This window comes from Acinetobacter sp. GW821-FHT01C12, from assembly GCF_059422625.1.
The window spans coordinates 156,743-167,140 of sequence record NZ_JBWKXD010000008.1; the positions used below are offsets into that span (position 1 = coordinate 156,743).

Sequence of the window (10,398 nt, forward strand, 5' to 3'; positions counted from 1 at the left end):
CTCCTTAAGGCAATAAGCTTTCATTTTCCCAAAGTGATTCAATGGTTTCTCGCTTACGAATCACATACGATTGGTCAGCATCGACCATGACTTCAGCAGCACGACCACGGCTGTTATAATTTGAACTCATAACAAAACCATACGCACCTGCGCCTAAAACAGCAAGATTGTCATTTTCCTGAATGGCAAGTTCACGTTCTTTACCGAGAAAATCTCCTGTTTCACAAATGGCACCCACGATATCCCAAGTTTTCGCTTCAATATCTGTACGCGATACCACAGCTTGAATGTCCATCCACGCTTGGTAAAGTGATGGACGAATCAAGTCATTCATTGCAGCATCAATAATTGCGAAATTACGATGATTGGTTGGTTTTAACAAATCAACTTTCGTCACCAATACTCCAGCATTTGCTGAAATACTCCGCCCCGGTTCCATATAGACTTTTAAGCCTAATTTCTCTAAAGCTGGACGCATTGCGTTGGCATATTCTGCAACACTTGGCGGTGTTTCATCTTTATAGGTCACCCCTAAACCGCCACCAATATCGATGTGTTTCAGCTGGATGCCCAATTCTTTTAATTTTGCAATCATCATAATGACGCGGTCAAGCGCATCTACGAAAGGTTGTGTTTCTGTTAATTGCGAACCAATGTGACAATCGATCCCAATCACATCAAGGTTGGGTAAAGACGCCGCATATTGATAGGTTTCAAAAACTGAATCTGATGGAATACCAAATTTATTTTCTTTTAGACCTGTCGAAATATAAGGATGGGTTTTCGCATCTACATCTGGGTTTACCCGTAACGAAATCGGAGCTTTTTTACCTAAACCTGCCGCAACTTTCTGGATACGATCAAGCTCAGCATGAGATTCCACATTGAAGCATGCAATCCCCACTTCTAGTGCTTTTTGAATATCTGCTTCTTGTTTGCCTAAACCTGAGAATACGATTTTTGTAGCATCTCCACCTGCGGCAAGGACTCGCGCAAGCTCACCACCTGTGACAATATCAAAGCCTGAGCCTAATTTTGCCAATACATTCAATACCGCAAGATTTGAGTTTGACTTCACCGCAAAACAAATTTGATGATCGATAAAGCTAAATGCCTGATCCATATCCAAATAATGCTTTTCAAAAGTTGCCTTTGAATAAACATAAAGCGGTGTGCCATATTGCTGCGCGAGTTGATCTAAAGAACATTGCTCTGCATGCAATACCCCATGAATGCGGGAGAAACTCATGAATCTATCCTTTCAATGAAAGTGTAATTAGGTTTAGTTTGAAGTGGCTTGAGACGCTGGCACAGATTGATCTGCAATGGCTGTCTGATCTTGCACTTTTGCCTTGCTTTGGGCAGCTTTATTGGCATCTTTTGAATAGAGCAAATATTTGGCACGTTTGTCATAGTCTTGACTGTTTGCCAACTGCAAATTGCCTGATTGACCACAACCCACCAACACCACACTTGCTAAAACTAAACCGATGCCACAAATTGCAAAACGCATTTGTTCACCTATTTCCAAAATTTTCGTCAGTATACCTTATACCTTGAATCTAAAATATAGACCAAAGCGGAAGCCTTAAAGCTTAAAATGAGAATAAAAAAAACGCCAGTAAATTACTGACGTTTTCTTATCAATATCATTGAAATCGTTAATGACTATTTTTTCTTATAAAAACAGAAATAACCAATCGCAAGGATAATGAGCCAGATCGGACTGACCATCAATGATTTCATTGTATCTGGTTCTAATGCAAGAATACCAATCGTACCAACAAAGAAAATGATCACGATATAACAAGTAATCGGTCCACCAGGTAATTTAAACACTGATTTTGCATGAAGTTCTGGGCGTGTTTTGTAGTACACCAAGTAACTCCACAAAATAATGATCCATACCAAGATAAACAAGATCGTGGACAGCGTAGTTGCTAAAGTAAATGCTTCGACTGTGTTTGGAACGAAATATTGTAATGCCGCACCACCCAATAGACATACACCAGAGAAATACAAAGCATTCGCTGGAACTGCACGTTTATTTAACAGACCAAATGCTTTAGGACCTTGGTCTTCGCGAGAAAGACCAAACAGCATACGACTTGTTGAGAATACACCACTGTTCATTGAAGACATTACAGAAGAAAGGACCACCAAGTTCATAATGATTGCAGCCGCAGCAATTCCCGCTTGACTAAACAAGTTCACAAATGGGCTAACTTTAGGATCAATCATATTCCATGGTGTAACTGACATAACAATCACTAACGCCAATACATAGAAGAAAATAATACGGATTGGAATTGAGTTAACTGCTTTAGGTAAGTTCTTCTCTGGATCTTTGGTTTCTGCTGCGGTGGTACCAACAAGTTCAACACCGACAAAAGCAAATATGGCAATTTGGAAGCCTGCTAAGAATCCCTCAAAGCCTTTCGGGAACATTCCCCCATGATCCCAAAGATGAGTAAATGACGCCACTTGACCTGTTGCCGCCGAAGTAAAGCCAGTAAAAATCATCCAGAAACCCACCAAAATTAACACCACAATGGCAATAATTTTGATCAGTGCAAACCAGAATTCCAATTCACCAAACAGTTTTACTGTGACTAAGTTCAACCCTAAAATAAAGAAGATTGCGGCAACACTGATCATTGCCCCTTCAGTTGGGGTAAAGGGCACCCCATTATTGAAGAACTGTAAGTAATAGATAATTGCAGATAGATCTGCGATACCAATAGTGATCCAGCACAGCCAATAAGTCCATCCGACAAAATAGCCGGCCCATGGTCCGATCAAATCTGTTGAAAAATCAATAAATGACTTGTATTGCAAGTTTGAAAGTAGCAGTTCACCAAGCGCACGCATGACGAAAAAAACCATCAAACCAATGATCATGTAAATAAATAATATGGATGGTCCCGCAAGACTGATCGTCTTCCCTGAACCCATAAATAAGCCTGTACCAATCGCACCACCAATTGCAATTAATTGTAGATGACGATTCGATAAACTTCTAGCTAGTTCACCTGTTTCCGCAGAAGAACTGAGGTTTTCATTTGACATTGTTATATTCTTCTCTCAGATTTCGTTGTACAAAAGTAGCTTAAAACAAAAAAAATAAAAAAGCCTTTTTCAATGAATACTTAAAATATCTAAGTTTTTTCATCTTTTAGCTTATTTAATAGTCAAACGACTATCCCTTACCTTTCTTATTTTTACCGTTCCTTCGATTTGCAGTTTACGTGCCAAAATAGTTTTTGGCGAGATGTTAAGCAAAAAATTGTATTTCAATGGCGCTATTGGTACATTCAGCACATCATTCAAAAGGTGAACGCACTCAAAATGGGCAAAGTCAAAACTGTTTATCGTTGTGAACAATGTGGTACAGACCATCCAAAATGGGCAGGTCAATGTTCAGACTGTGGTGAATGGAATTCTCTGACTGAAGTGCGAATTGAACCTGTCGTATCACATCGTGCCAAACCTATGGGCGGTGGGTATGCTGGACAAGCAGCCAATGTCACCTTGCTTAACCAGATTACCGTGTCCAATGAAACACGTTTAGCTACGGGTATAGGCGAGTTTGACCGAGTACTTGGTGGTGGTTTAGTCACAGGTTCTGTTGTCTTGATCGGGGGTGACCCCGGTATTGGTAAATCAACGATTCTGTTGCAAACCGCAACACATATGGCTGCTGCGAAGAATTCAGCGCTCTATGTCACAGGGGAAGAATCACTTTCACAAGTGGCTTTACGTGCCAATCGCCTTGACTTAGCTACCGATAAATTACAAGTCATGGCAGAGACGTGTGTAGAACGAATTTGTGATACCCTCGCACAATTGCGCCCTGCTGTTGCCATCCTAGATTCAATCCAAACCTTATATACCGAAACCTTACAATCTGCTCCCGGCGGTGTTTCGCAAATTCGTGAGTCAGCAGCACTATTGACTCGATTTGCAAAAAATAGTGGTACAGCGTTATTTCTTGTTGGTCATGTCACCAAAGAAGGTGCCTTGGCAGGTCCACGTGTACTTGAACATATGGTCGATTGCGTACTGTATTTTGAAGGGCAATCTGACTCCCGTTACCGTATGATTCGTGCTGTCAAAAACCGTTTTGGTGCGGTCAATGAACTTGGTGTATTTGGCATGACAGATAAGGGCTTAAAAGAAGTCGCCAATCCGTCTGCCATCTTTTTAAGTCGTTATGATGAAGCGATTCCCGGTTCAGTGGTGATGATCAGTCGTGAAGGTACACGTCCATTATTGGTTGAAGTTCAAGCACTGGTTGATGACGCACATGGACAACCGCGACGGGTCGCACTGGGTTTAGAACAAAACCGCTTAAATATGTTGCTTGCGGTCATGCATCGTCATGGTGGTGTACAGACCTCTGGACAGGACGTTTATGTCAATGTCGTGGGTGGCTTAAAAATTACCGAAACAGGCTCTGATCTTGCGGTACTTTTGGCCTGTGCTTCAAGTTTACGCTCTAAAGCTTTACCACAACAATTGGCTGTGTTTGGTGAAGTGGGATTATCGGGTGAAATACGCCCTGTTCCCAATGGACAAGAACGCTTAAAAGAAGCCATAAAACATGGTTTTAAATACATCATCGTACCTAGAGGCAATGCACCACAAAAGCCTATTGCAGGTGTACAAATTATTGCAGTGGCTCGACTGCATGAAGCATTAACAGAAGCCATGCAATTGAGTGATGAAGTCTAAGCATCCCATTTATAAAATAGGACCAAGCTTTACAAGGAAGTAAGCTTGCTTTGATAGATGGCTTAAATAAAATTTGCCTCTCCTCCCTCATTAAATGAACCCTCACAGATTCAATAAAAATTAAATGTCTGACTAAAGTTGAAACAACAGTTTTGCTTTAATCATTTTTATAACGGATTGATCGATCAATATTTATTCAAATAATTTAAAGGTAAAGGCTGGGTACTACACGCTATAAATTATCCATTAAATCATGAGAATTTTTAATATAAATTGCCACACTAAATTTATATATCACAGCACAATTCCACCGATATGATAAAAGCCTTTTTAAATTGATAGTTTTAATTATTTCAATAGATTAGAAAATCCGTATTGGACTTTAAAAACCCAGCAATATATTCGTTATGTTTATGTGAATATATGTGCAAATAAATCTTAAAAACATTGAAATTCTCTTAAAAAGACTGCATAAAGAGAACTATGAAAAGCAATTACAGTAATGTGCTTGCACTCATATTCATCAACATATTTTTTAATATAGGTAGATTCAATGGAAGTTCGACAGCGCGGCTTGGTCGCAGGTATTTTAATGGCAACTTTGGCTGTAGCACCTTTGGCTGAAGCAAAACGTGCAGGTGGTGGTAAAAGCCATGGCATGAGCCGTTCTTCGAGTTCAAGTCAGTCTTATTCTCAACCTCGACAAGTTACGCCTGCTCAACAACCAACGCCTGCTCAACCTGGTCAACAAAAATCAGGTTCTGGTGTAGGTAAAATGGTTGCTGCTGGTGTTGCAGGTGCAGCAGTAGGTGCGATTGCGGCAAATGCAATGGCTGATGATCATAATGGTAATGCCCAAGCACAAACCAATGATGCTGAATTAGCGAAACAACAAGCAGCTGCTCAACAAGAAGAGAAAAAAGGTGGAATTCCAAGCTGGATCTGGTTAATCCTGATCGCAGGTGCTGCATTCTTCTTGTTCCGTAAATTCGGCGCAAAAAAAAAATTAGCCAGCAATAATCCATATGCACCAAATAGCACAGGTCCAACATCTGCGCCATTTGGGCAAAACAATACGGCACGTAGTTCAAACGACGCGACCAATATTTTTGGTCAGTCTGTCAATGGTGGTACTGCAACACAAGCACCGTTTGGCGCAGCGTCAATGCAAAGCGGCAATCAACTTCCAGATGGAACTGAACCTGCTGCTTTCTTACGTATTGCTCGTCAACGCTTTAACCATATTCAGTCAATGAACTCAGTGAGCAATATTGCTGAAATTCAACGCTATTTAACAGCTGATCTTTATCAGTCAATGTACAGCGATATCATGGCAAACCAAGATCAAGATGTGGCTGAGTTTTCAAACTTAAATGCATTGGTATTGGATAGTGCAACAGAAAATGGACAATACGTGGTGAGTGTTCGTTTTACAGGAACTGTCAGCGAAGACTTAAATAGTCAACCTGTACCGTTCTCAGAAGTATGGCACTTTGTTAAACCAGCAGGGTCTACTCAAGATTGGTTAGTTGCTGGAATTCAACAAGAAAGTTAATTGAATAGCGTTTTATTGCAATTAAGAAACAGTGCTTCGGCACTGTTTTTTGTTTTAAAAATATAGTATTTTCTATCGAATAAATTAAATCGAGACGGAAATAGTTTTGTTGAGATGCAGCCATTCGTTTAAAATTACTTTGTCTTTATAATCAAAGCTAATTAAAAAAATGGAATAAAACAAATGAATAAAATAATCTATAGTCTAATTCTCAGTTGCAGTGCACTTTCAAGCTTTAGCTTTGCCTGTGAGCCAGCTTCTTTAGACTGGGAAAATTTTCATAAGACCTATGATTTAAATAAGAATGATACCTTTGAACTCAATGAGTTCTTAAAAGTCAAAGACTTTGATCCACTCCCATGGCCAGATGACAGACAGTTTCAAGGCAAAGATAAAAACATTAAATTATTTAAATTCTTAGATAAAAATAAAGATGCAAAGCTCTCAGATGAAGAAGTTGGTGCAATCCATAGTCTATTACCTAATCCCTGTGCCAATTGGCCTGATAAAGCTTGGTGGAAATTTTGGTAAGTGAACATTCAACATATATACCCTAAACTGTTTTTGCTTTTTTAATTCATTTAATCATACATGCAGTCGTTATCGCATGCCGATATGAATCAACAACTACGAACGCTCTATTCGCCAACATTGATAAAGTCATTCAAATACGTAATCTCAAATAAAAAAGCCCTGATTCATCAGGGCTAAAATTTTGGTAAGACTTAACGTCGTGGTAAAGGGATAAATTGTGAGTCAGCACTTTGAACTTTACGCTCACCCACTTTAACCGTGAGATTGACGGTTTGTTCGCCACGGATGACTTCAACTTGAATATCGGTATTTGGTGCTTGGAGCGCAACATAATTAATTAAATGTGAGGTTGAAGTAATATCTTCATTATTCACTTTAACAATACGATCGCCCACTTTAATCCCCGCTTCCGCCGCAGGACCTTTTTTCAATACATCAGCAACCACAACACCTGGTTGACGCGGTTGTAATACATCCGCTTGCGTTGGGGGAACTAAGCTAATGCCCATCCATCCACGAATCACACGACCATCTTTTAAAATCGAATTTAAAATTTGCTGACAGATTTTGGCAGGAATGGCAAAGCCAATCCCCAACGAACCACCTGACTGTGAGAAGATCGCAGTATTAACACCAATCAAATTCCCAGCCACATCAATCAATGCACCACCCGAATTACCTGGGTTAATGGCTGCATCGGTCTGAATAAAGTCTTCGTAAGTATTGATACCGAGATCAGAACGACCTGTCGCAGAGATAATCCCCTGCGTTACCGTTTGCCCGACACCAAAGGGGTTTCCTATTGCCAACACAACATCACCGACTTCATTGCCACTCAATTTAAATGGCAAGACAGGTAATTCTTTCAATTCAATTTTGATCACAGCCAAATCTGTATCAGGATCCGTTCCGATTACAGTGGCTTCTGCACGGCGACCATCTTGCAAGGCAACAACGATTTGATCTGCTTGAGCAATCACATGGTTATTTGTCAAAATATAACCATCTGGACGCACAATCACTCCAGAACCTAAACTGTTTTCATTCTGGTTTTGATTTTGTTCAGGGATCTGATTTCCAAAGAACTCTCTAAACGCAGGATCATTGAGCAATGGATGATTTTGTTTTACTTTTTGAGTGGTAAAAATATTGACCACTGCTGGTGCTGCAACCTTAACAGCAGCACTATAGGACACTACACCACCCGTTCGAGATGTATTGACCAAAGGCTCAACTTTCTCAGCAGGCATCTTCACACCATCAGCAGCAATCGGTGCTTTGGGCTGTTGAAGTTTTTGCCAAACCACAAAACAAATAATAACCAGTATCAGTAAAACCCAAGGGAGCCAAGTAAATGAACGCCGCACGTTTTTATTCCTCTAAGAATTTTTTAATTCGTTGATGCAAAAGCAATTTGTATATTGTAAAGCAAATCAATCAAGAAACATAAAAAACACAAAGAGTTTTGTTCAGCTTTAGTTACAATTTAAAATATGTTTTGATGTTCTTAACACACTTCATTTAAATAAAGGTTATTCATGGCTTTACTCAAAGATATCATCCAGTGGTGTGATCAAACCTTAAAATCACATGAATTTAAAGATTACGCACCCAATGGATTACAAATCGAAGGACGATCTGAAGTAAAAAAAATCCTGTGTGCAGTCACCGCATCACAGGATGCGATTGATGCAGCGATTGCACAACAAGCAGATCTGCTCTTGGTTCATCATGGCTATTTCTGGAAAGGTGAACCCTATCCAATCACAGGCATGCGTGGCAAACGAATCAAAGCATTAATCCAAAATGATATTTCACTTGTTGGATACCACCTCCCCTTGGATTCGCATCCAACACTGGGGAATAATGCAATGATTGCCAAAATCCTTGGGCTGGAAAACACTGAAGCTTTAGACCCAAGCGAACGCAATCCGATTGGTAATATTGGTTATTTAAAAAACCCGATCTCACCAGAAGATTTTAAACACATTCTTACTGAAAAATTAGGCTTTGATACTATTCATCTCAATGCAGAAAAATCATTGATTCAAAAAGTCGGCTTCTGTACAGGTGGAGCACAGGATTTTATTGGCAAAGCGGCAGCGATGAATTGTGATGCCTATATTTCAGGTGAAGTCAGCGAGCGTACTTTTTATGAAGCCAAAGAGTTAGATGTGCATTACTATGCATGTGGTCACCATGCAACAGAGCGCTATGGTGTTCAACAACTTGCTCAAGCGATCGCTGAACAGTTCAATATTGATGCTATTTATTTCGAACTCAACAACCCGATTTAAGCGCTATCTTAAAAAAAGTAGCGTATTTTTTGGCAAATATTGCTCTGCCGATTAGACACTTTTCCATAAAAATGCGATGTACTTTTTAGATTTTCTATATACGTATTAAATCGAAATAAATTGTGTATTGTTATTTAACATCTTGCACAATTGTTGAAAGAATCCATTACAATAAAGCCACTTAATGTTAAAACCCAGCTAAATGCAAGGAATTTAAAACATGACAACCATTACTTTACCTGCTTTACCATACGGCTATGAAGATCTTGCGCCGCACATCAGCAAAGAAACTTTAGAATTCCATCATGACAAGCACCACAATACTTATGTTGTAAACTTAAACAACTTAATCAAGGGTACTGATCTTGAAGGTAAAACTTTAGAAGAGATCATTGTTGCTGTTGCTGGCGATGCTTCTAAAGCAGGTGTATTCAACAACGCTGCACAAGTTTGGAACCACACATTCTACTGGAACTGTATGGCTAAAAACGGCGGCGGTAAAGCAACTGGCGCTTTAGCTGCTAAAATTGATGAAGCTTTTGGTTCTTACGAAAAATTCGCTGAAGAATTCGCTGCTGCTGCAACAACTCAATTCGGTTCAGGTTGGGCTTGGTTAGTTGCTGATAAAGTAGATGGCGAGCTTTCTATTCTTAAAACTTCAAATGCAGATACTCCACTTGCACATGGCAAAGTAGCGGTACTTACAATTGACGTTTGGGAACATGCTTATTACATCGACTTCCGTAATGCTCGTCCTAAATACATTTCGACTTTCTTAGAAAGCCTTGTAAACTGGGACTATGCAAACGCGAAATATGCCGGTCAAGAAGCTGGTGTTGAAAAATAAGATCTAAGCATTTTATTTTTGTATAAAAGGCCATTCTGATTAGAATGGCTTTTTTATGCGATTCAATTTTTTCAATTCAAATATGATCAATCCTAATTACACAGTAAAAGCAGATCCAATAAAAATCTTTTATAGTTATGCGATGCTTAGCGCCATTCAGATCCTATGCACTCTTCTGCAACTGCAATAAAATTTAACCACTTATAATCATTTGATCTCGATTAAAGAGCTGGAAAACTTTAAAAATAATCAATATATATACAAACTCTTTAAATTCGGACAATAAAAAAACATTTAAGACTTTTTTCTTATCATTTCACTTGACCACTTTGGCTTTCATCCATAAAATGCGCATCAGATTCTCCAATAGCTCAGTCGGTAGAGCGACGGACTGTTAATCCGCAGGTCCCTGGTTCGAGCCCAGGTTGGAG

The 10,398-nt window shown here is 39.5% G+C and carries 9 protein-coding genes; 5 read left to right on the top strand and 4 right to left on the bottom strand.

Annotated features, from left to right (window positions below; genetic code table 11):
- Positions 1-4: 4 nt before the first annotated feature.
- The 3 genes from lysA to AC07WY_RS16700 all read right to left on the bottom strand — a co-directional run bounded on the left by lysA (position 5) and on the right by AC07WY_RS16700 (position 3,069).
- Positions 5-1,249 carry a diaminopimelate decarboxylase gene (gene lysA / locus AC07WY_RS16690; RefSeq protein ID WP_419334777.1) on the bottom strand — a complete coding sequence of 415 codons (1,245 nt, stop codon included), beginning with the start codon at positions 1,247-1,249 and terminating at the stop codon, positions 5-7.
- Positions 1,250-1,282: 33 nt separating this feature from the next.
- Positions 1,283-1,513, bottom strand: coding sequence for a hypothetical protein (locus AC07WY_RS16695; RefSeq protein WP_262085301.1), 231 nt, complete (start codon positions 1,511-1,513; stop codon positions 1,283-1,285).
- Between the two features lie 155 nt (positions 1,514-1,668).
- On the bottom strand, positions 1,669-3,069 hold the full coding sequence (locus tag AC07WY_RS16700; RefSeq protein WP_004819689.1) for an amino acid permease: 1,401 nt from the start codon (positions 3,067-3,069) through the stop codon (positions 1,669-1,671).
- Positions 3,070-3,348: 279 nt separating this feature from the next.
- Here AC07WY_RS16700 and radA point away from each other — a divergent pair, with 279 nt between their 5' ends.
- From radA to AC07WY_RS16715, 3 genes are all read left to right on the top strand, one after another.
- Positions 3,349-4,734, top strand: coding sequence for a DNA repair protein RadA (gene radA, locus AC07WY_RS16705; protein ID WP_004722416.1), 1,386 nt, complete (start codon positions 3,349-3,351; stop codon positions 4,732-4,734).
- A 553-nt stretch (positions 4,735-5,287) separates the two neighbouring features.
- Entirely contained in the window at positions 5,288-6,289 is a 1,002-nt protein-coding gene (locus AC07WY_RS16710) for a Tim44 domain-containing protein (RefSeq protein WP_494736770.1), read from the top strand.
- Between the two features lie 183 nt (positions 6,290-6,472).
- Positions 6,473-6,820 carry an EF-hand domain-containing protein gene (locus AC07WY_RS16715; RefSeq protein ID WP_494736771.1) on the top strand — a complete coding sequence of 116 codons (348 nt, stop codon included), beginning with the start codon at positions 6,473-6,475 and terminating at the stop codon, positions 6,818-6,820.
- 194 nt (positions 6,821-7,014) lie between these two features.
- Here AC07WY_RS16715 and AC07WY_RS16720 read toward each other — a convergent pair whose 3' ends face one another.
- Positions 7,015-8,190, bottom strand: a complete 1,176-nt coding sequence (locus AC07WY_RS16720) for a S1C family serine protease (RefSeq protein ID WP_004722420.1) — start codon at positions 8,188-8,190, stop codon at positions 7,015-7,017.
- A gap of 171 nt (positions 8,191-8,361) precedes the next feature.
- Here AC07WY_RS16720 and AC07WY_RS16725 point away from each other — a divergent pair, with 171 nt between their 5' ends.
- Positions 8,362-9,120, top strand: a complete 759-nt coding sequence (locus AC07WY_RS16725; protein WP_494736772.1) for a Nif3-like dinuclear metal center hexameric protein — start codon at positions 8,362-8,364, stop codon at positions 9,118-9,120.
- Positions 9,121-9,340: 220 nt separating this feature from the next.
- Positions 9,341-9,967, top strand: coding sequence for a superoxide dismutase SodB (gene sodB, locus AC07WY_RS16730; protein ID WP_494736773.1), 627 nt, complete (start codon positions 9,341-9,343; stop codon positions 9,965-9,967).
- Positions 9,968-10,398: the final 431 nt, after the last annotated feature.

Excerpts from the sequence above, each read along its gene's own strand:
- lysA (WP_419334777.1), bottom strand. The coding sequence starts at position 1,249 with ATGAGTTTCTCCCGCATTCATGGGGTATTGCATGCAGAGCAATGTTCT.
- AC07WY_RS16695 (WP_262085301.1), bottom strand. The coding sequence starts at position 1,513 with ATGCGTTTTGCAATTTGTGGCATCGGTTTAGTTTTAGCAAGTGTGGTG.
- AC07WY_RS16700 (WP_004819689.1), bottom strand. The coding sequence starts at position 3,069 with ATGTCAAATGAAAACCTCAGTTCTTCTGCGGAAACAGGTGAACTAGCT.
- radA (WP_004722416.1), top strand. The coding sequence starts at position 3,349 with ATGGGCAAAGTCAAAACTGTTTATCGTTGTGAACAATGTGGTACAGAC.
- AC07WY_RS16710 (WP_494736770.1), top strand. The coding sequence starts at position 5,288 with ATGGAAGTTCGACAGCGCGGCTTGGTCGCAGGTATTTTAATGGCAACT.
- AC07WY_RS16715 (WP_494736771.1), top strand. The coding sequence starts at position 6,473 with ATGAATAAAATAATCTATAGTCTAATTCTCAGTTGCAGTGCACTTTCA.
- AC07WY_RS16725 (WP_494736772.1), top strand. The coding sequence starts at position 8,362 with ATGGCTTTACTCAAAGATATCATCCAGTGGTGTGATCAAACCTTAAAA.
- sodB (WP_494736773.1), top strand. The coding sequence starts at position 9,341 with ATGACAACCATTACTTTACCTGCTTTACCATACGGCTATGAAGATCTT.